This window comes from Desulfovibrio simplex (assembly GCF_055387835.1).
The window spans coordinates 262,784-282,200 of the sequence record NZ_AP042377.1; the positions used below are offsets into that span (position 1 = coordinate 262,784).

Genomic DNA, 19,417 nt, shown 5'->3' on the forward strand with positions numbered 1-19,417 from the left:
TAGCTCCAAAGGGAGTTTGTTTTTGTTGTTCTCCCCACAGGCTCCATCTGTATGGTATATGGCTCATACAACTGCGTATAAATTGAGCTTAAGAGGTATGAAGTTCCCTCGTAAAGGCTGAAACTACTTTGCATTAAGGTATTGGAGAACTTCCATACCGATATCGATCGTTCAACGTAATGTGGAACAAGGGAAGTGCAGCACAACGGCATTCACTGTCACGACTCTGGCATTTTCGGTATAGACTGGGTTTCGCCCGCAGTCATAAGAAAAATTACCAAAAAAACAAGTAGGAGAAGCCATATGTATTCACAGGCTTTGCCTACGGCTTTAGCGGCTACGCAGGCAGGCGTTTCTCATTCTCTGTGCGTGTGGTCGTGCTCTTGCGGGTATCCCAGCAGAGCGCCCGATGGTGCGGGGGCTGCCCTGCGCCGTCCCGGCAGAGCCGGAACCTGCTGGGTATGCCATCGGCCTGGGCTGTTTATTGCCAATGGGCCGCGGCTCAGGCGCTTCGCCGAAAAATATCGAAGATTGCGCTGTCGTGGAGTGAGGCTGGCGCAGCAGACGGCTTTGGATAAGAAAAATCGCCAAGTTCAGGACTCGTTAACTGTGAAACGGTTTGTAAAAAAAACGTATATAACGCAGCGAGGTGAGCTATGAATAACCGTTTTTATCTTTCCCGCGAGCAGGTTGACCGCATCAAAACATATTTTCCGTTATCACACGGCACTCCCCGGGTTGATGACAGACGGGTGTTGAGTGGAATTCTTTACGTTATAAAGCACGGCCTTCAGTGGAAAGACGCTCCTCGTGAGTATGGGCCACACAAAACACTGTATAACAGGTTCATACGCTGGAGCCGACTTGGCGTTTTTGACAAGATTTTTGCAGAACTCGCTGAAAATCATGAGACCATAGAACGGGTAATGATTGGTGTGAATCACCTTAAAGCACAGCGCACATCGGCAAGTCTGCTTAAAAAAGGGTTCTTTCCCGCAGTATCAGACGAACAAAAGACGAATTGAATGCCAGGATTCGTGCTGTGCACAATGTCGAAGGCAAAGCAGTTTCCGCCCCCAGAGGGATAGCGGGCAACCCAGACAAAAGGACCACTTGCCCTTGCTGCCGGAGAACCCAAAGGGCTCCCCCCTGTGTCTGTGACAGGTAACTTACGGTGACCGCTCCAGTACGGCCAGGGCTTCTTCTGCGGTTTTGTTGCCGTGTACAATGCTCCTCAGCGCCTTCAGCAGCGCTTTGCGCCGTGGGTGCTGGAAAACGTTACGCCCCACAGACAGGCCCGATGCGCCTGCCTTGATTGCGTCTGCCGCCATGTTCAAAAATTCGTAATCCGATGACATGCGCTTCCCGCCAGCAATGACTACCGGCACGCCGCATGCTTTTACAACGTCAGTAAAAGCGCCAGCTTCATCGGTATAGGAAACTTTGACGATATCAGCTCCCAATTCCATGCCCACGCGTGCGCAGTGGGCCACCACATCTGGTGCATGAGCGTTTTTAATATGCGGGCCACGCGCGTATACCATGGCAAGTAGCGGCATGCCCCAACTGTCGCAGGATTCAGCTGTCTTGCCCATATCCACCAGCATTCCACGTTCTTCAGCATCCCCCAGGTTGACATGCACGGAAACAGCATCAGCCCCAAGCCGCAGGGCTTCTTCTATCGACCCCACAAGAGCCTTGCTGTTGCAGAAAGGCGACAGGGCGGTGGAAGCCGAGAGATGCATTATCAGAGCCGCGCGTCTTCCGCCTGCAGGATGGCACTGACGTGCAAGCCCTTTGTGCAGAACCAGCGCATCCGCACCTCCGGCGACCATATCGTTCATGGTTTCGTGCGCATCTGTAAGCCCCTGTACGGCTCCAGACGTTACGCCGTGATCCATAGGCACAATGAGCGTCCGGTTGGAATTTTCGTCCATAATGCGGGAAAGCCGAATTTTTTTACCTGTATTCATAGCCGCTATCCTGTTTGGCAGCCCTGAACGTCCATGCCGGACGGTCTGACTTGGAATAAGAGCGTGGTATGTTGAGGTATCTGGCACAGTTGTCAGCGGCCTTTGCAGGCCGCGCACAGCCACAGCAGATTCAGTGGGCCGTCTGACCCCCAGCCTTTGCGTTGCCAAAAACCGGGCACAGACCGTCAAGCATTGTGGAGAATTTGATCTGCGTTTCCTGATATTCCTTGACCGGATCAGACCCCGCCACAAGCCCGCAGCCAGCGAAAAGCACGGCGTTCTGCCTGTGGATCACGCCCGAGCGCAGAGCCACCATAAACTCTCCGTTGCCGTCAGCGTCAAGCCAGCCCACAGGGCCAGCGTACCACCCCCGGTCAACGCCTTCGTGCTTTCGCAAAAAAGCCAGCGCTGATTCTGTGGGAACCCCGCCTACAGCGGGGGTAGGGTGCAGACGCGCAACTGCGTCAAGGAGGCTTTTGTGGGGAAGAAGATCCCCCGAAAAGTGCGTGACAAGATGTTGCACCTTGCGCAATTTGTGCAAGGATGGCGTGGCATCTGTCACAATTTTTCCGCAATATGGTTTTAAGGCCCGCAACATGGCCTGAACCACAAAATCGTGCTCAAGCTGGTCTTTAGCTGAGTCCTGAAGTGCCTGCCCCAACAGAGCGTCCTGCTCCGAATCCTCACTGCGGGGGGCGCTTCCGGCCAGGGCCATAGTCTGAAATGATCCAGCGCTGGCGGTTATGAGTATCTCCGGCGTGGCTCCCACAAAGTAGACGCCACGACGGCCAAACGCAAAAATGGCGGCCTTGGGGTTCTCTGCCCCCAACCGCCTGATGATATTGGGCACAGTGAAGGGGGTTGTGGATGTGGCCCGTATGGTACGAGCGGCAACGATTTTTTTTGCGGAACCTTGCGAAATGGCGTTCATGGCGCCATGAACGAGATTATGCCATTGAATTTTTGCTTCTTCAGGATCAAAAACTGAAACGCGTCCTTCCTGCTCAAGAGGTGTCATACCTTCATCAGTCCGGGATTTAAAAACTGAGAAGATGCTTTGAAGGCGGACAGCAGCATCCGCGCCCGGGGGGACGTGGTCCGCCGCAACAATGTGGCAGCAGCCGGAGCTACTTTGAAAAATGGTCAACCGGGGGATCACCAGCGCGCCGTCAGCAAAACCAAGCCACATAGAAGACGCCGGGCAAGCGGCATCAAAACGGAATCCGCCAAGAGCAACGGGGGGCGCAGAGCCCATAACCACGGCATTTTTTATAAGATTATGCCATTGCGCAGAAATAGTCGTAAATCTGTCCGTTCCGTGTCCTGTGCATTCAAGGGCCACTCCAAGTCCGAGCAGTGATTTTTTTGCAAGCCCAAGCCACAAGCTTGCGTCCATTTGCGATGAATAACGGGTGAATAACGAGAGCAGGTCCACTGTGGGCACAGAAGCGCCTGCAACGGCAAGCACGGGACATCCTTTTTGTGATGCTCTCCGGCAAGCACCCTGAATGGCAAAAAACAAAGGGTATTGTATCGCTTCAACCATGACGGCCAGCCTTGACCTGGCTGCGTGTTTTCCGCCAATGCTCAATCTGGGTTGCAATATACCAGCTGGTTATCTGTTCAAATAATTTTTCAATGAAGTCTTCAGAGAGACCAGCGTCCCTGGCCCAAATTCGCCGATCCGCCAGCATGGCTTTCACACGCTCCGGCGCGGGGATATCTTCTTCATTTTTTTTAAACTGTGCCGCTGCAAGAACATAGGCAAGACGATGGCCGAAAAGGCTGATTATTTCACTGTCCAATCGGTCAATTTCACAACGAACATCCCCAAGATCGCAACATTCATCAGGTAGTTTCATGATTGCCTCTTTTATGTGTCATGAGTATCAAAATCAGCGCAGCGGGTGGGCCTGTCGCCCCAATCTTGTTTTTTGAATCATCAAGCTGGATCACCGTGACAAACACGTTCTTCAGCAAATGAAACACATGAAGAAGAGCTGAACACCTGATGGGGTGACGTCTATGGCTTGATTAAATATGAAAATGAATTTCATTTTATGAAAATAAACGGTGCTGTATTTCTTGTCAATAACTTTTGAAAATTGGGAGGATACCCCCATACCGTAAGATAAGGTATTTGTTATCCCTATTGACTCCATACTCTACAGGGGTATGGTGTCCGTAAAAATGAAGGTGGAAGCATGAGAGACTGTATGGACGTCGAGGCTGTTACCAAGCGGCTTCGGCGCATTGAAGGCCAGATCAAAGGCATCATAAAGATGGTCGAGAATGGCAAGCCTTGCGAAGACGTTCTTATCCAGATAGGCGCGGCCAAGTCTGCTCTGCATAAAACAGGGCAGGTGGTTCTTGAAGGCCATATGCAGCATTGCGTTCTGGACGGCGTCAAAAACGGAAACGAAGCCGAGGTGTTGAAGCGGCTGACATCAGCCATTGAGCAGTTTTCAAGAATTGTCTGACTTACCAATATATGTGGTGCCGCCACATATATTTTTTCTCCCAATTCATATACCTAATAGGGGTATATGGTATATAAGGCGGCGATTTTTACCGCAACAAAGGAAGCGCTCGCATGCTTAAAACTCTCTTCGATATCCTGTCCGGGCTACGCATGACCGTGCTGGGGGGCGTTTTTCTGGCCGCCAGCCTTGTGATCCTACTGGGTGACATTTCGGTGCCGTTAGACCCGGCCTGGCTTACGATTTTCATTTGCGGGTTTCCTTTAGTCTATCTCGCTCTGTACCGCGTCTTTTTTGAATGTCGCATCACCTCCGCCCTGCTCATCTCCATAGCCATGTTTGCGTGCATTTATATCGGCGAGCTGTTCGCTGCCGGAGAGGTCGTATTCATTATGGCTATCGGCGCCATTCTGGAAGAAAGGACAATAGAAAAGGCCCAAAAAGGCATAAAGGAATTAATCAATCTCATGCCCCTGCAGGGCCGCAAGCTTACGATACACGGCGAAACCACGCATGAGGAAATGGTTGACGTTGAGCAAATCCGCTACGGCGACCTGTTGCGAATTTTGCCGGGCGAAACCGTGCCTGTGGACGGAACTATCCGCGTCGGCAACACATCCATAGACCAGTCAGCCATGACCGGAGAATTTCTGCCAGTGGATAAAACTGTGGGAGATGACGTCTTCAGTGGAACAATCAACCGATTCGGGGCGATTGACATTGAAGCCACCAAGATCGGCGAAGATTCTTCTTTGCAAAAACTTATCAGTATGGTGCAGGAAGCAGAAAACAGCAAAGCGCCCATGCAGCGCATTGTGGACAAGTGGGCCGCATGGCTTGTTCCCATAGCAATGATCATTGCCGTTGGCGCTTATGCCATCACAAGCGACATCGTACGGGCTGTTACCGTTCTTGTGGTTTTTTGTCCCTGCGCCCTGGCGCTGGCGACTCCCACGTCCATCATGGCCGCCATTGGTCAGGCCACCAAGCAGGGTGTTTTGATTAAATCCGGTGAAGCTTTGGAAAAAATGGGCAAGGTTGACCGCATAGCCTTTGACAAAACAGGAACACTCACCCATGGCACACTTGCTGTCAGCGACATCATCTCCTTTTTGCCTGAAAAAACGCCGCACGACCTGTTGCAGTTTGCTGCTTCGATGGAAGCGCTGTCAGAGCACCCGCTTGGCAAGGCCCTTGTGGCTCATGCCAAAGAAAAGAATGTTTCCCTGTCAAAGGCAGGCGGCTTTATCATGACGCCCGGCAGGGGCATCAGCGCCAGTGTTGACGGCACTGCCGCGCTTATTGGGAACATCGGCTATTTGCAGGACAGCGGTGTACATGTGGATGAAAAGGCCGCTGCCGTCTTGAAAAACCCGCGCATGCAGGGCAAGGCAGTAATTTTGATCGCCCTTGATGGCGTCTGCGCTGGCACTGTGGCGTTTTCGGACACACTACGGGCTGGTTCGCAAGATATGGTAACTAAACTGCACGATATGGGGGCAGGCGTTGTGCTTTTGACTGGCGACCATGAGCAAACAGCCAATTATTTTTCGAGACAGGCCGGAATTGACCTTGTCTACTCTGAACTGCTCCCGGCCCAGAAGGTCGAACACATCAAAGTATTGCAGCAGAAAGGCCATGTTGTGTGCATGGTTGGCGATGGCGTAAATGACGCCCCAGCACTGAAAATCGCTGATGTTGGCGTGGCAATGGGCTCCATGGGCAGCGATATTGCCATTGACGCGGCCGATATCGCGCTGATGGGCGACGACATCGCAAAAATTCCCTACCTGAAGCGCCTCTCTGATGCCACGGTTATTACCATCAAATTCAACATTACCCTGTCGATGGCAATCAATTTTGTCGCCATCAGCATGTCGGTCATGGGCCTGCTCAATCCCATAACGGGAGCCCTGGTGCATAACGCCGGTTCCGTTTTGGTTGTTCTCAATGCCGCCCGTCTGTACGAGCGAAAGTTGATGACCAGCGCTGCGTAGCTGAATCAGTATTTGAAAAAAAACTGCCGTTGCCGCTCAGGGAAAATAGAACAGGAATCGATACGGCTCAATGCCCTTGACGGCAAGACAACAACAAACTAAAATAGAATTTAAATTTCTATTTCACTATTACCATATCAAGTCATGACCCACGTGCAATTCACGCAGCAAAAACTGGCAGATTATCCGATGCGCGGATTTCGCGCGCGGCTATGAGCAGTTCGTACTCAATCAATTCAGTAGCTTCTCTGCCCTGATCGGGCAGCGCTGTTTTTATTTCAAAGTTTGAACAAGGGGGAAAAGAGTGAATTCCATGATTGAGGCCGTATTGCAGGCTACACTTATTTCAAAATGCGTATTGGTGCTGCTGTTGTTTATGTCTGTGGCCAGTTGGGCGTATATGTGCGGCAAATGGTTTACGCTGCGCGCAGCCCAGAGCCGAACCCAGGAGGGGCTGGTGGCCTTTGACGATGCCGCAAATTTGAGCCAGGCCCTGCCCGTGATGGAGGCTGACAGGAAGTCGCCCCTGTACGGCATCACCCGCCGCGCGGTACGTGAGTATAACCGCCTCACACGTACGGGCGATACCGACCGACTGCTCAACGACAACGTACGCCGTGCCCTGCATTTTGCCATTGCCGAAGAAGTGGCGCGGCTCAAATCATCGCTGGCGCTGCTGGCCACCGCCGCCAATACGGCTCCTTTCATTGGCCTGTTCGGCACAGTGTGGGGAATCATGCATTCCTTTACAGCCATAGCCCAGATGAAAAGCGTTTCGCTGGCGACAGTGGCCCCCGGCATCGCCGAGGCGCTTATTGCCACGGCTGTCGGCCTGTTTGTGGCCATACCCGCCGTGTGCGGCTATAACGTATTCAGGGCAAAGCTGACGCACATTGAGGGCGTGTGCATCAACTACGCCGGGCAGTTGCTCAATCGGCTACAGCATGAAGCGCCGGAATACAGCAAAGGCATCAGCTTTGCCGAGGAGCGCTGATCATGGCCGCATCCACAGACGACGACTTTGTTGCCGACATCAACGTGACCCCCTTCGTGGACGTCATGCTGGTGCTGCTGATCATCTTTATGGTCACGGCCCCGATGATGACCGAAGGGCTTGATGTGGCCCTGCCCAAGGTGGAGACTTCGGAAGTTTTGCCCACTGAGGATGATCACATCATCCTCACCATCAAGTCCAATGGGGCGCTATACCTTGACGAGTATGAAACCGGGCTGGCCGATCTGCCTGAGGTTCTCACCACGCGCGTGAAGAACGCCGGACGTCAGCTTTTTGTGCGCGCAGACAAAGACGTGCCGTACGGCATGGTCATGCACGTTATGGATCGCGTGCGCGGTGCGGGCGTCAGCGACGTGGGCCTTGTGACCACATCCTTGCCCGACTACGCCTCCGACGCGGAAAACAGCGGCGTAGCGGCTCCCGGCAGCAAGAAGGACAATCTGCAATGAAGGTGGGCGCTCGTGGCGTAACCCTGTTTTTCTCTCTGGGCATGCACGCTCTGCTGCTGGGTGGTTTTGTGTTTCTTGCCAGGGAAGCTCCAAGCAACGCGGAAAGAGTGTACCGTGTGGCCCTAGCCGAGTTTGCCCCGGCCCCCGCTCTGACGCCTCCCCCACCAGTGGCGGTTGAGCCGCCAGCACCGCCCCCGCCGCCGGAACCCAAAACGCCGGAAGTTCAGCCCCAAAAGCTGGAAACACCAAAACCGGACGTAAAGAAGATCAGCCCCAAAAAGAGCGACAAGCCCGTGCCCAAGGAGCAGGCAGCCACTCCGCCTCCGCCCCCGCCGCCGTCTGCTCCCGCTGGCCCCCAGCCGCGCACAGTGGGCGGCCTCAGCGCCTATGAGAGCGATACGCTGGACCAACGACCGAGCATTACCCGGCGCGTTGAGCCGGAATATCCCACCAAGGCGCGGCGCATGAATATACAGGGCTCGGCCAGCGTGCGGCTTGTGGTGGATTCTTCCGGCCAGCCCCGTCACTGCGAGATCATTAGTGCCACACCGAGCGGATATTTCGAAGAGGCAGCTCTCAAGGCCGCCCAAAGCATGCGCTTCGCCCCCGGAAAACTCAAAGGACAACCGGTAAACACTCTGGTGGTGTTGCCCTTCGCTTTTCGACTGAGATAGAGCTTTTTTTCGACATCCGCTTTGGATGTTCAAAAAATATCTGCGCTAGATAGTGACCTAAAATCATAAACAATTTTGTGTCCTCCCTTCACGCGGTATCTGCTGCGCTATATACACGCATCGATAACACGATATTTCTGACAGAGTTTGGGAAAACATATGAGTTCATCTCCCTGGTAGCGATAGGCACGTAGGCCGCCCCTCTGGAGATAACAGGCTGTTTATAAATGCGGTATTTTGGATATTGAGAACAGGGGGCACCCTGGCGTGATCTTTCTCCCGACTTTGGAGATTAGAGCAGATTAACTTTGAAATGCTGTATATCCACATGAATTGAACCAACCCTGAACGCCGTCACAGATGACGACGTTCAGGGTTGTAGCAGCGAGCAACTCTTCCTCCATTCGTGGCGTTATTCCCCGCAGTATTTGTTTGACTTTGCTTCCCATCTTCTCAATCGGATTGAAATCTGGACTATAGGCGGGGAGAAATAATACTGTTGCCTGGCCTTGCGGATTGTTTCGCAGGCTTCTTGAGACTTATGCGCGCTGAGATTGTCCATGACAACAATATCGCCATGGTGCAAATTGGAGCGAGGATTTCTTTTATGTAAGCATCAAACATTTTTCGATCTACTGCGCCTTCAAAAACAAGGCTCTCTGTTGTGCCATTAAGCCTGGCTGAAGAGAGTATTGTCAAGGTTTCCCATTGCCCACATGGAACGGAATCCAAACAACGTCTTCCACCGAGAGCGCGTCCATAAAGACGCGTCATGTTCGTTTTAAGACCCGACTCATCCAGAAAAATCAAACAACTGGCATCCATTGTCTTTTGGAACTCATGCCACTCAGCGCGACTCTTGGCGATATCTTTGCGTCCTTGCTCGCTTGCCTTCAGAGTTTTTTAAAGATGTACCCAATCTTTCTTGTAATTTTGTGGATTGCCGGCAAAGAACATTTTTTTCCGAAGCGCTCTTTAAGCTCATTGAGGGTAGTGTCTGGATTGTTTTCAATATAAGAGGCCAGTTTTGTTCCAATTCTTCGGCGCTGAATACGGAGTGCCTTTGGCCTCTCGGTAAAGAAGTGTCTCGATTTTGCTGACTTTTACGAATCCATCTGCCAATGGTTTCGATGTGACAGCCAAAAATATTGGCGAGCTGCTGCCTACTGGCAGTTCCCGTCCGATAAGCCGTTACGACAATAGAACGAACTTCAGAAGTTGCTATATTCATGGAGGAACTATAACAAATTTATACAATTTTTCAAAGTTAACCTGCTCTGGCCGGACAGTAATGGATGGTACTGAAGAGGTGCCGTCCCAATATATTCTGTATTCTAATAATTTTTAGGACCAAATTACTCCAGCAAGAAAGTAGCAACTGTTTTTCAAAATACCCCGGGAAACCAATGCACCGCTTTGGATGCTGAAATCAAGGAGATATAAGCCGTACTCAAGCTGGTGCATCGGCAGGATGGCACACGGGATTGGGTGAATACTGCGAATTACCGCTTCCGCATATCAATGGCTGCAGGCCGAATCACATTGGATAAAAACGCGCTACGGAAAGAACGGACTGACATCTTCCGCTTTGAGCATCTGGGAGACATTGACGTGGACGCTCTGCTGGCCCGCTGCGAACGCACTGGTGAGCCTTTCGAGAAACTGAGCGTTTCAACAATCAACTGAACTCAAAGGAGAATTGCAGTGGGATACTATTCTGACGTGGCCCTGTACCTGACCAGGACAGGCGCGGCAAAACTGGCAACGGCCATAGAAGCGGATGTCAACAACACAACCGAAGATTTCGCCAGCAACGCCTAAAGGAATTGGCCGGCGGCGGCCTGCCCACAAGGACGTGGATTCCGGCGCAGGGGCCTTTTGCTGGAGCTGGATGAAGTGGTATGCCGACTTTGAGGATGTGGCCTTTGTGGAAAGCTTCATGGCCGACCTGAAATATGAGGAGTATTACTTCATCCGCGTGGGTGAAGATTATGACGACATCAAAATGAACGGCGGCTTTTGCGACAATCCGCTGGGCATGCGGATTACACGGGGGGTGCATTTGATGACGCGCAGGACACCTTGGCAAAACGCTTGTAAAGGATATCCTTTAATCACGGATTTCTTACTTTGTCTGAGGAGGACGCTATGCTTGCCAAACTTACTTCTAAAAATCAGCTTACGCTACCCAAGGCCATTGTACAGCAGATTGACCAGTCCGAATACTTTGATGTGACTCTGGAAAATGGGCGGATAGTTCTTACGCCAATGCAGGTACGGCCTGCTGATGCCGTTCGCGACAAACTTGCGGACCTGGGCATTACTGAACAGGATGTGGCCGATGCAGTTAAGTGGGGGCGGAGAGTATAGCTATGGCCCTTCGCGTGATTCTGGACGCAAATTGCCTTGTCTCTGCGCTGATATTTTCAAAAGGAAGGACAGCTGAACTCCGTCAATTATGGCAAACTGAAGAAATTATTCCTGTGGTCTGCCGTGAAACTGTTACCGAGTTGATCAGGGTATTGAGCTACCCCAAGTTTACCCTAACCCCCCAAGAGGTTGAGAACCTGCTCGCTGAATTTCTGCCGTGGGCTGAAGCCATCACGCTGGAAATGCCTCATGCAGAAGTCCCCGAGCTTCGAGATCAGGGCGATGTGGTCTTTATCTATCTCGCAAGAGCAATCAAGGCCGCGTTTCTCGTGTCAGGAGATAAACACCTCTTAGATCTGCGACAGACATTCCCTGAATTACATATCACGGGACCTGCGGAATTCTTGGCGCACATTAAAAACCATAATTAGCAGCGATTACAATAAATTTAATAGAAAGGCGCGTCCATATGGGCGCGCCTTTCTACGTTGGAGGCGATAATGAAAAATACCTACACTTCCGTACTTGATTCTCTCCAGTCCGCAGACCTTGATGCGGGTCAGGTTTTCAGCGGCAAATCATCCGGCACCACGGTCAGAGGTTATGCCACCCCATCGGCCTACACCCCGGCTCTTGACCATGAATATATATTCCACGAGTCCAGCCGCGACATCGCAGTTTGGTTTGTCGCTTCAGCCGTAACCTGGTGCAATGAGGGTTTTCCGCAGTGCTGCGCTTCACGCATCGGGGCGCGACGCAGTATTTTACCCTGTTGCCATGCCTTTGCACATTTTGTTAGTCTGCAAAAATCTTCGGGTTTTCTGTTCGAACTCTTTTTGGGGGTTGCCAGGCTGCAATGAACAATTTTTCAGATCAAAAAGATATGCCCGTGCCCTGCCAGCTGGTGACCGGCGGCGCTGGATTCATCGGCTCGGCCTATGTGCTTCAGGCCCGCCGCGCAGGAATCCGCGTCATCAATCTCGACAAGCTCACCTATGCCGGCAATCCTGCCAACCTGTCTTCATTGTCAGGTGATCCTGAGCACATCCTGGTGCGTGGCGACATCGGCAATGGAGAACTGGTGGCTTTTTTGCTCCAGACCCATACGCCGGACGCCGTGATCAATTTTGCCGCTGAAAGTCATGTGGATCGCTCCATTGTGGACCCGGACGCCTTTGTGCGCACCAATGTGCTGGGCACGGCGTCCCTTCTGCGCGTGGTCAAGGACTGGTGGCGCACCCTGCCCGCCCACAGGGCGGAGAAGTTTCGTTTTCTGCACGTGTCCACAGACGAGGTCTATGGCGCCCTGCAACCCGGCGATCCGGCCTTTACCGAAACCACGCCGTACAGCCCCAACAGCCCGTATTCCGCCTCCAAGGCGGCCAGCGACCATATGGTGCACGCTTTTCACGAAACCTATGGCCTGCCCATACTGCTGACCAACTGCTCCAACAATTACGGGCCGCGCCAGTTCCCTGAAAAGCTTATTCCGCTGGTGATCCTCAATGCGTTGGAGGGCAAGCCTTTGCCCGTGTACGGCAAGGGAGCCAATATCCGCGACTGGCTGCATGTGGAAGACCATTGCACCGCCATAGCCCGCGTGCTTGAATCGGGCGCAGTGGGACGGTGCTACAATATCGGCGGCCACGCCGAGCGCGCAAATCTTGAGGTGGTGCGCGCGGTCTGTGCCATTATGGACGAACTGGTTCCTCTGGGCCAGGGCGGCCATGCCGACCTCATAACCTTTGTGACGGACAGGCCGGGCCACGATTTTCGCTACGCCATCGACTGCTCCAGAATAGAAAAAGAACTGGGCTGGAAGCCGGTGCACGCATTCGAGAGCGGCCTGAAAGAAACGGTAGCGTGGTATCTTGCCAACAGACCATGGGTAGACCATGTGCGCAGTGGCGCGTACAGGGACTGGCTTGCCGTCAATTACGGGCAGCGCGTCGCCGCAACGGGAGAAACGCGATGAACCAGTGGAAAGGCATCATTCTGGCCGGGGGGTCCGGCTCGCGCCTCTATCCCCTGACCCTCAGCGTGAGCAAGCAGCTCATGCCCATTTACGACAAGCCCATGATTTATTACCCGCTGGCCACCTTGCTCATGGCGGGCATCCGTGACATCTGCCTCATTTCAACGCCCGAGCACCTTCACCTGTATCAGGCCTTGCTGCGTGACGGCTCACAGTGGGGTTGCTCCATACACTACGTGGAGCAACCGCGCCCCGAAGGACTGGCGCAGGCCTTCCTGCTGGCTGAAGACCATATTCGCGGGCACAACACCTGCCTTGTGCTTGGCGACAACGTCTTTTTCGGCCACGGCATGCCCGATCTCACCCGAGAGGCCATGACGCGCGAGGGCGGCGCGACCATTTTCGGCTATCATGTGCGCGATCCGCAGCGCTACGGCGTGGTGGAATTTGACGATAACCGCCGTGTGGTAAGCATTGAAGAAAAGCCCCTGAAGCCCAAGTCCAATTTTGCGGTCACGGGGCTCTATTTCTACGACAGCGACGTGGTGGACATTGCCCGCGCCGTGCGCCCGTCGGCGCGTGGCGAGCTGGAAATTACCGACGTCAACAATGCCTATCTTTCCCGTGGCGACCTGCATGTGGAGCTTGTGGGGCGCGGCATAGCCTGGCTGGATACGGGCACCCACGACTCGCTCATGGACGCGGGGGCCTTTGTGCAGGCGGTGGAAAACCGTCAGGGGCTCAAGGTGGCCTGCCTGGAAGAGATCGCCTGGCGCAATGGCTATATATCCTCCGACGACGTGCGTGCTCTGGCGCGGCCCATGGCCAAGACCGGCTACGGGCAATATTTGCTTGATCTTGTGGATACGGGGATAGGACAGTGGAAGTAGTTGCAACGCCCATAGGGGGCGTCACGCTTATCAAACCCAAGGTATGGGGCGACAGGCGCGGATACTTTGTGGAAACCTGGCAGCAGGAGCGGTACGCCGCTGCTGGCATTGATCTGCCCTTTGTGCAGGACAACCATTCCCGATCCGCCTACGGCATTTTGCGCGGTCTGCATTTTCAAAAAACACGGCCTCAGGGCAAGCTGGTGCATGTCTCCCTGGGCAGCGTCTTTGACGTTGTTGTGGACATCCGCGCGGGGTCGCCCAGCTTCGGGCAGTGGTACGGCATTGAACTGACGCAGGACAACCAGTGGCAGTTGTGGGTGCCGCCGGGGCTGGCGCACGGCTTTGTGGTCACCAGCGAATACGCCCATTTTCACTATAAATGTACGGAATATTACTGCCCCCAGGACGAAGGGGCCATACGCTGGAATGACCCTGACCTCGGCGTGGTCTGGCCGGTGGAATGCCCCGTGCTGTCGCAAAAGGATACGGTAGCGCCCTCGTGGCGGGAATTTCAGGCCAGCCTTGCCACAACGTAGCTGACAGCAGGCATGGGCATGCATAATCTGCTCTAAAGAAACGCTGATTTATTCCGTTTGGCGTCGTTGCTTCACTTTTTTTGAAACAGTCGAGGACGGAAGAGTCCACTCCTGCTTCAAAAAAAGATCGCGCCTTGCCAAACGAAACAACTGCGCGTTTCCAAGAGGCCATTAATCAGTGTTTTCCTAAAAGCTCCCCATTGAAACGGGGAGCTTTTTTACGTGTATTTCGCCGCATAAAAACGAAAATCCAGAGCGGAGTACTGTTGTGGTGGTGCGCCGCCTTGGGGGCGGCCTCCAGAATCCCTGTCCAAGAGTAAAAAACACTTTGTACACTATCAAAATACACGAGACAGCGCTGTCCAAGAGTTTTAGGGGGTGGGGGCGTGGGGGAGGAGACCCTTTTGCAAAAGGGGCCCTCCCCCACAGAGCAGTTCAAACTGAAACTGTTCTGGCGGTCTACAGCATTTCCAAAAAGGCTTCGACGCGCACCTTGAGCTGTTCGGTATCGGTTTCAGAGTAGTCGGTTTCCACCTGAAGGTAGGGCAGGCCCAGGTCATTCTGCACAAATTTTTTCAGGGTCCAGGCTTCCACGGCATAGGTCTGGCATCCCTGCCAGGTCAGGTCCACCAAGGCATCCACAGAAAAGTCGGACGCCATCTGGCGCAGGGCGTCGTAGCGGTTGGGGTTGGGCGACATGACGGCGCAGGGCACGTCAAGGTAGCGGCGGGCCATGACGGTCAGGGGGTCGCCGTCTTCTTCCATCATGACGCGGGTTTTTTTGTAGGCGGAGCAGTTGTCCAGGCAGACGACGCTGCCGCCGCATTCTTCAATGAGGCGCACCACCTTGTGTGAACCGAGGCCCACGGGAACGCCGGTCAGCAGAATGCGGGGGGCTTCGGGGCTGGTTGCGCCCTGGCCCTCGTCGGCCAGGCGGCCCATTTCTTCCGCCAGATCTTCCAGCATGGCGATGCCCACTTCCTTGTCGGGAAAGAAGGACGTTTTGAAGGCGATCTCCACCAGTTCCACGCCGGTGACAGGCGAGGGTTTGCGCTGGGCCAGATCCATGACGGCCTTGAGCGCCAGGCGCTCGCGGTTCATGAGCCTGATGGCGTCGCGCAGCTTCGCATCGCCGATCTCCACGTCGAATTCCTGCTCAAGGCGGCGCACCAGACTCTCAAACTGGTTGCGCCAGTAGCTCAGCGCGTCGTTATCCTGAATCTGCGGCAACTGCAGCAAAGCTATGGGCTTGTAGGGCGCAAGCAGTTCATACATTTTTTTCTTGCCGTCACAGGTGGTGTCGGCCACCACGATGTCGGCGGCGGCCAGATAGGGGCAGCTGTCCTTGAGGGCAAAGCCGAAGCTGCTCTTGATGAGAGGGCAGAGGGCGCGGGGCAGGATTTCTTCCGCCGCCGGGATGGAGTCGTTCTTGGTGCCGCAGAGAGAGACCGGAATGGCCCCGGCGGCCAGCGCGATTTCTGACGGCGAGTACAGGCAGAACTGTCCGACGACCTTTTTGCCCTTCTCTTTGGCTTCCGTCAGGTTGAGCACGTTTTTTTCAAAAGCGGTGGTGATTTTGTCAAAACTGGCGCACTTCATGACTGCTCCTTTGTTTTGGCCCTGAGCGGCCGGACTGTTCTTTAGGAAACGCTGATTTATTCCGTTTGGCGGCGTTGCTTCACTTTTTTTGAAACAGTCGAGGACGGAAGAGTCCACTCCTGCTTCAAAAAAAGATCGCGCCTTGCCAAACGAAACAACTGCGCGTTTCCAAGAGGCTCTTTAATCAGTGTTTTTTTATTTTTTTCGTTCAAGCCTTTGGGCTGCCAGCAAGGCCGCGCCCAGTGCTCCCACCAGTTGCGGCTGCTCCGGCACCTGCACGGGCATGTCGAGCTCCTGGGCAAGAAAACCGCAAAAGGCCGGGCTGGTGGCCAGGCCTCCTGTAAACACGCACTGGCCGGTAAAGGCGATGCGACGGGCAAGGCCCCGCATGCGTCTGGCTATGGACACAAAAACCCCGGCCGCCAGATCGGCGGGCGGGGTTCCCTGCGCAAGAAGACCTACAATTTCCGTTTCCGCAAAAACAGCGCACATGCTTGATATGGGCACAGGCGCGCCATTGGCGGCGGTTTGGCCCAGCTCATCCAGGGGCATGCCCAAGATGCCTGCCAGCACCTGCAAAAAACGTCCTGTGCCTGCGGCGCATTTGTCGTTCATGACAAAGTCGCGCACGCCGCCACGTTCATCCAGGCTGATGGCCTTGCTGTCCTGCCCGCCGATGTCGAGCACGACGCCGGAGCCGGGGAAAAGCCAGGAGGCCCCTTTTGCGTGACAGGTGATTTCAGTAACGGTTTTTTGCGCAAAGGGCAGGGCGATGCGCCCGTAGCCAGTGGCCACGACTTGCCCGAGGTCGTGGCGGCTGGCGCCAGCCTCGCGACAGGCGGCGTCCAGAACCGCTTCGCCAGCCTCGCGCGTGTTCCACCCCGTAGGCAGCAGGGCGCTGCCAGCCACGGATCTGGCGGCAGCATCAAAGATTACGGCCTTGGCAGCTACCGAACCCACGTCTATTCCGGCTGAAAGCATTATTTTTCTCCTGTGCGCAGCGCGCGTCCGTCGTAGTGGCCCGCGTGGTCGCATCCGGCATAAGGCCCAAAAAAAGCCCCGCTGGTGGCGGGGCTGCGCTGTGGAGGAGAAGAACCGGCGGAATCTCTGAACCGCCTTCTGATAAAACACCAGGGCGCTGTTCAGAAATTCAGGCGGGACAACCTGCCCCACAGCGCCAGTATTCAGGTCATGCCGGAGCGCGTCAGGCTCCGGCCGTCACAGGACGCGCACGCGGCGCACAGGCCGCAAAAGGCCGAAGGCGTATTTTTAACCGCCCCCCGTGCGCGCGTCAGCACCCGTGTTTGCATATATTCTCCCGTGGTATCAGAGCAGTTTTTTACATGCGCTGCTGACGGCGTCAGCCAATGCCCGTGAAAGCTGCGTACCGCAACGGGCCTGCCACAATTGGCTGGGCGCGATCGGCTTTGGCCTGACCATTCGGGCAAGATCGGGCAGGCCGGGGCAGACCCGGCAGGCAGCCACGCATGGGCATGTCCCTGTAAAAGCGCTCCTGATGCTCAACTATCCCCAAAAGAACCAGAACTGTCAATTGGCGTGCTTTGTTGCACGGACGCACAGCGGCACGCCCTGCCCGTTCCCGTGCCGGAATGGCCCGCAGGCGGATCTGAAGGGCCGGAGTCGCCCTGCGCCACCCCCGGTGCGGCATCCAGCACACGCCGGATGTCGCCCACAAGCTCGCCTACGGAAGCGAGATAGTCTTCAAGGGTGCCCAGCCACTGTTCGAGGCAGGAGCGTCCTCTGGCCGCAAGGGCGTACTGCCTGCGGGCCGGGCCGCTGCCTTGCAGGTCCCAGGCGCAGTGCACAAGGCCTTCCTGCTCCATACTCTTGAGCACGCGGTAGATGCCCGCCGGGTCCGGCGGCTGCCCGTGAAATATGGGCATACCGGCCAGGCGTTCAAGAATGCGATAGCCGTGCAGATTTGCGTCGGCCAGCACCGTCAGGATGGCGGGGCGCACCAGCTTGACGAGATTTTTGCCCGTGCAGGCGCAGCCCTCGAAGGGGTTTTCGTCCTGAACCGGAAAATCCCGTCGGCCTGTCGTGCCTGCGTCATCTTTCTTGCCGGGATGGGACAGTGGTTTGAGTTCGCTCATTGGGTTCATGCGTATTCCGTGACTGTTGTCTCCCGTGCGGGAGCACGTGGTACGCGGCAGAAATCCGCCGCCGGACGCCTCAGGGAAAGCGCGGCTCCTGTGCGTACCCTAGCCAGAGGCGCGGGCCTTGTCGAGTCTGCCCGGCAGGGGATTGCCCCGGACGTGCCAAGCATAACCAAAGCGTGTTGCTCTGTTATTTGACTTGGTCTAGTAGTGAGGATACTCCAAAAATACCGGTTTTACCAACAAGCGTGCCTCTATATACGGACAGGGCGCGGACAGGGGCGAAAAAGGCGGGACAGCCCGCAGGGAGGCATGCCATGCCAGAGAATGCGGTAAAGGATTTTTCCTTCAGTGAAGAAGCACGCCTGCTGCTGGATACCACTGTCAGCGACAGGCGCATCGCCCATCTGCTTGAAAAAGCGGACGGCATGAGCCGCAGTCTGACAGACAGCCGGGGTTTTGTATGGGCGGCCATCGGCATTGACAGCACGCCCTGCGATATGGGCTGTACGTTTTGCAGTCAGGCCGCGCAATGGGACGTCTACAGGACCGCCCCGCCCCTGACCGAAGAGGCCATTGTGGAAAAAGCCGGGCAACTGGCCGACGGCGGGGCGGATTTTGTTGTTTTGCGCACGACGCAGCATTATCCCCTGGAGGTTTTGCAGCGCCTGGGCCGCCTGACGCGGGATCGCATCGGCAGTGATATCCACCTTGTCATCAATACGGGCGAAATGGGTTCCGACGATGTCAGGGCGCTCAGGGATTCGGGATTTAGCATGTCCTACCATGTGGTCAGGCTGCGCGAGGGCGTGGACACGGGGCACAGCGTGGACATGCGCCTGCGCACCATCGAGAATGTGCTCAAGGGCGGCCTTGAATTGCAATATCTCATTGAGCCTCTTGGGCCGGAACACAGCGCCGGCGAAATACTGGCCGAGGCCCGCCGCGCCCATGAGGTGGGCGCTTCGGGCACGGGCGTGATGGCGCGGGTGCCCATCATGGGCACGCCTCTGGCCCGTTACGGGCAGGTGTCCGACGCCTATCTCAAACGTGTGGCCGCCCTTGCCCGGCTGGAGTATCCCGACGGCGGGCGGCACCTCTGCGTCCATCCCCCCACGCCTGAGACTCTGCGCTGCGGCGCCAACACCATTATTGTGGAACAGGCCGCCAACCCCCGCGATACGTCCTCAAGCGCCAGCCCCTGGCGTGGGTTTGACCTGCCCGGCGCACGCGCTGTGTTGCGCGAGGCAGGGCTTGAGGTGCGCAAAACCAGGGCCGAAGCGTGAAGTTTGCAAGGGCGTGGGGCGGCCTGTTTCTTTTCTGCGGCTTGCACGGTCAA

21 protein-coding genes and 1 pseudogene are annotated in these 19,417 nt (G+C 55.3%); 14 read left to right on the plus strand and 8 right to left on the minus strand.

Annotated features, from left to right (window positions below; all coding sequences use genetic code 11):
* Positions 1-656: 656 nt before the first annotated feature.
* Positions 657-1,025: a transposase gene (locus tag ACZ5DH_RS01020; RefSeq protein ID WP_464255319.1), complete on the plus strand. Its 369-nt coding sequence runs from the start codon at positions 657-659 to the stop codon at positions 1,023-1,025.
* A gap of 144 nt (positions 1,026-1,169) precedes the next feature.
* Here ACZ5DH_RS01020 and ACZ5DH_RS01025 read toward each other — a convergent pair whose 3' ends face one another.
* The 3 genes from ACZ5DH_RS01025 to ACZ5DH_RS01035 form a co-directional block, all read right to left on the minus strand.
* Entirely contained in the window at positions 1,170-1,973 is an 804-nt protein-coding gene (locus tag ACZ5DH_RS01025) for a 2-amino-3,7-dideoxy-D-threo-hept-6-ulosonate synthase (RefSeq protein ID WP_464255320.1), read from the minus strand.
* A 130-nt stretch (positions 1,974-2,103) separates the two neighbouring features.
* On the minus strand, positions 2,104-3,441 hold the full coding sequence (locus tag ACZ5DH_RS01030) for an isochorismate synthase (RefSeq protein ID WP_464255321.1): 1,338 nt from the start codon (positions 3,439-3,441) through the stop codon (positions 2,104-2,106).
* 70 nt (positions 3,442-3,511) lie between these two features.
* Positions 3,512-3,835, minus strand: a complete 324-nt coding sequence (locus ACZ5DH_RS01035) for an isochorismate lyase (RefSeq protein ID WP_464255322.1) — start codon at positions 3,833-3,835, stop codon at positions 3,512-3,514.
* 342 nt (positions 3,836-4,177) lie between these two features.
* On the opposite strand from ACZ5DH_RS01035, the gene ACZ5DH_RS01040 reads away from it, so the two are divergent.
* The 6 genes and pseudogenes from ACZ5DH_RS01040 to ACZ5DH_RS01065 all read left to right on the plus strand — a co-directional run.
* The gene (locus ACZ5DH_RS01040) at positions 4,178-4,453 is read left to right on the plus strand and encodes a metal-sensing transcriptional repressor (protein ID WP_464255323.1); all 276 of its coding nucleotides are present in this window, start codon (positions 4,178-4,180) and stop codon (positions 4,451-4,453) included.
* A gap of 113 nt (positions 4,454-4,566) precedes the next feature.
* Complete coding sequence (locus ACZ5DH_RS01045; protein WP_464255324.1) at positions 4,567-6,450, plus strand: heavy metal translocating P-type ATPase; 1,884 nt, start codon at positions 4,567-4,569, stop codon at positions 6,448-6,450.
* 304 nt (positions 6,451-6,754) lie between these two features.
* Entirely contained in the window at positions 6,755-7,444 is a 690-nt protein-coding gene (locus ACZ5DH_RS01050; RefSeq protein ID WP_464255325.1) for a MotA/TolQ/ExbB proton channel family protein, read from the plus strand.
* A gap of 2 nt (positions 7,445-7,446) precedes the next feature.
* Positions 7,447-7,914 carry a protein TolR gene (tolR, locus tag ACZ5DH_RS01055; RefSeq protein WP_464255326.1) on the plus strand — a complete coding sequence of 156 codons (468 nt, stop codon included), beginning with the start codon at positions 7,447-7,449 and terminating at the stop codon, positions 7,912-7,914.
* Positions 7,911-8,588: an energy transducer TonB gene (locus tag ACZ5DH_RS01060; protein ID WP_464255327.1), complete on the plus strand. Its 678-nt coding sequence runs from the start codon at positions 7,911-7,913 to the stop codon at positions 8,586-8,588. The genes tolR and ACZ5DH_RS01060 overlap by 4 nt, the downstream gene beginning before the upstream one ends.
* A gap of 133 nt (positions 8,589-8,721) precedes the next feature.
* A pseudogene (locus ACZ5DH_RS01065) lies at positions 8,722-8,881 on the plus strand (transposase); the annotation flags it as partial.
* A gap of 9 nt (positions 8,882-8,890) precedes the next feature.
* On the opposite strand, the gene ACZ5DH_RS01070 reads toward ACZ5DH_RS01065, so the two are convergent.
* Entirely contained in the window at positions 8,891-9,115 is a 225-nt protein-coding gene (locus ACZ5DH_RS01070) for a transposase (RefSeq protein ID WP_464256580.1), read from the minus strand.
* A complete protein-coding gene (locus ACZ5DH_RS01075) occupies positions 9,063-9,413 on the minus strand; it encodes a transposase (RefSeq protein WP_464255328.1) in 351 nt (116 codons plus the stop codon). Before ACZ5DH_RS01075 ends, ACZ5DH_RS01070 begins: the two co-directional genes overlap by 53 nt.
* Positions 9,414-10,736: 1,323 nt before the next feature.
* On the opposite strand from ACZ5DH_RS01075, the gene ACZ5DH_RS01080 reads away from it, so the two are divergent.
* From ACZ5DH_RS01080 to rfbC, 6 genes are all read left to right on the plus strand, one after another.
* Positions 10,737-10,958 carry an AbrB/MazE/SpoVT family DNA-binding domain-containing protein gene (locus ACZ5DH_RS01080; RefSeq protein ID WP_464255329.1) on the plus strand — a complete coding sequence of 74 codons (222 nt, stop codon included), beginning with the start codon at positions 10,737-10,739 and terminating at the stop codon, positions 10,956-10,958.
* 2 nt (positions 10,959-10,960) lie between these two features.
* On the plus strand, positions 10,961-11,389 hold the full coding sequence (locus tag ACZ5DH_RS01085; RefSeq protein WP_464255330.1) for a putative toxin-antitoxin system toxin component, PIN family: 429 nt from the start codon (positions 10,961-10,963) through the stop codon (positions 11,387-11,389).
* A 69-nt stretch (positions 11,390-11,458) separates the two neighbouring features.
* Complete coding sequence (locus ACZ5DH_RS01090; protein ID WP_464255331.1) at positions 11,459-11,818, plus strand: hypothetical protein; 360 nt, start codon at positions 11,459-11,461, stop codon at positions 11,816-11,818.
* The gene (rfbB, locus tag ACZ5DH_RS01095) at positions 11,815-12,933 is read left to right on the plus strand and encodes a dTDP-glucose 4,6-dehydratase (protein WP_464255332.1); all 1,119 of its coding nucleotides are present in this window, start codon (positions 11,815-11,817) and stop codon (positions 12,931-12,933) included. Before ACZ5DH_RS01090 ends, rfbB begins: the two co-directional genes overlap by 4 nt.
* Positions 12,930-13,823 (plus strand): glucose-1-phosphate thymidylyltransferase RfbA, encoded by an 894-nt coding sequence (gene rfbA / locus ACZ5DH_RS01100; protein ID WP_464255333.1) that lies wholly within the window; start codon positions 12,930-12,932, stop codon positions 13,821-13,823. The genes rfbB and rfbA overlap by 4 nt, the downstream gene beginning before the upstream one ends.
* A complete protein-coding gene (gene rfbC, locus ACZ5DH_RS01105; protein WP_464255334.1) occupies positions 13,814-14,362 on the plus strand; it encodes a dTDP-4-dehydrorhamnose 3,5-epimerase in 549 nt (182 codons plus the stop codon). Before rfbA ends, rfbC begins: the two co-directional genes overlap by 10 nt.
* A gap of 459 nt (positions 14,363-14,821) precedes the next feature.
* Here the strand turns inward: rfbC and ACZ5DH_RS01110 are convergent, their stop codons facing one another.
* From ACZ5DH_RS01110 to ACZ5DH_RS01120, 3 genes are all read right to left on the minus strand, one after another.
* Positions 14,822-15,961, minus strand: a complete 1,140-nt coding sequence (locus ACZ5DH_RS01110) for a double-cubane-cluster-containing anaerobic reductase (protein ID WP_464255335.1) — start codon at positions 15,959-15,961, stop codon at positions 14,822-14,824.
* Positions 15,962-16,156: 195 nt separating this feature from the next.
* A complete protein-coding gene (locus ACZ5DH_RS01115) occupies positions 16,157-16,942 on the minus strand; it encodes an acyl-CoA dehydratase activase (RefSeq protein ID WP_464255336.1) in 786 nt (261 codons plus the stop codon).
* Between the two features lie 539 nt (positions 16,943-17,481).
* On the minus strand, positions 17,482-18,084 hold the full coding sequence (locus ACZ5DH_RS01120) for a PadR family transcriptional regulator (protein WP_464255337.1): 603 nt from the start codon (positions 18,082-18,084) through the stop codon (positions 17,482-17,484).
* 311 nt (positions 18,085-18,395) lie between these two features.
* On the opposite strand from ACZ5DH_RS01120, the gene ACZ5DH_RS01125 reads away from it, so the two are divergent.
* Entirely contained in the window at positions 18,396-19,364 is a 969-nt protein-coding gene (locus ACZ5DH_RS01125) for a biotin synthase BioB (RefSeq protein ID WP_464255338.1), read from the plus strand.
* Positions 19,365-19,417: the final 53 nt, after the last annotated feature.

Coding starts and splice junctions, on each gene's coding strand:
- ACZ5DH_RS01020 (WP_464255319.1), top strand. CDS start 657: ATGAATAACCGTTTTTATCTTTCCCGCGAGCAGGTTGACCGCATCAAA.
- ACZ5DH_RS01025 (WP_464255320.1), bottom strand. CDS start 1,973: ATGAATACAGGTAAAAAAATTCGGCTTTCCCGCATTATGGACGAAAAT.
- ACZ5DH_RS01035 (WP_464255322.1), bottom strand. CDS start 3,835: ATGAAACTACCTGATGAATGTTGCGATCTTGGGGATGTTCGTTGTGAA.
- ACZ5DH_RS01040 (WP_464255323.1), top strand. CDS start 4,178: ATGAGAGACTGTATGGACGTCGAGGCTGTTACCAAGCGGCTTCGGCGC.
- ACZ5DH_RS01045 (WP_464255324.1), top strand. CDS start 4,567: ATGCTTAAAACTCTCTTCGATATCCTGTCCGGGCTACGCATGACCGTG.
- tolR (WP_464255326.1), top strand. CDS start 7,447: ATGGCCGCATCCACAGACGACGACTTTGTTGCCGACATCAACGTGACC.
- ACZ5DH_RS01060 (WP_464255327.1), top strand. CDS start 7,911: ATGAAGGTGGGCGCTCGTGGCGTAACCCTGTTTTTCTCTCTGGGCATG.
- ACZ5DH_RS01075 (WP_464255328.1), bottom strand. CDS start 9,413: ATGGATGCCAGTTGTTTGATTTTTCTGGATGAGTCGGGTCTTAAAACG.
- ACZ5DH_RS01080 (WP_464255329.1), top strand. CDS start 10,737: ATGCTTGCCAAACTTACTTCTAAAAATCAGCTTACGCTACCCAAGGCC.
- ACZ5DH_RS01085 (WP_464255330.1), top strand. CDS start 10,961: ATGGCCCTTCGCGTGATTCTGGACGCAAATTGCCTTGTCTCTGCGCTG.
- ACZ5DH_RS01090 (WP_464255331.1), top strand. CDS start 11,459: ATGAAAAATACCTACACTTCCGTACTTGATTCTCTCCAGTCCGCAGAC.
- rfbB (WP_464255332.1), top strand. CDS start 11,815: ATGAACAATTTTTCAGATCAAAAAGATATGCCCGTGCCCTGCCAGCTG.
- rfbA (WP_464255333.1), top strand. CDS start 12,930: ATGAACCAGTGGAAAGGCATCATTCTGGCCGGGGGGTCCGGCTCGCGC.
- ACZ5DH_RS01110 (WP_464255335.1), bottom strand. CDS start 15,961: ATGAAGTGCGCCAGTTTTGACAAAATCACCACCGCTTTTGAAAAAAAC.
- ACZ5DH_RS01115 (WP_464255336.1), bottom strand. CDS start 16,942: ATGCTTTCAGCCGGAATAGACGTGGGTTCGGTAGCTGCCAAGGCCGTA.
- ACZ5DH_RS01120 (WP_464255337.1), bottom strand. CDS start 18,084: ATGAACCCAATGAGCGAACTCAAACCACTGTCCCATCCCGGCAAGAAA.
- ACZ5DH_RS01125 (WP_464255338.1), top strand. CDS start 18,396: ATGCCAGAGAATGCGGTAAAGGATTTTTCCTTCAGTGAAGAAGCACGC.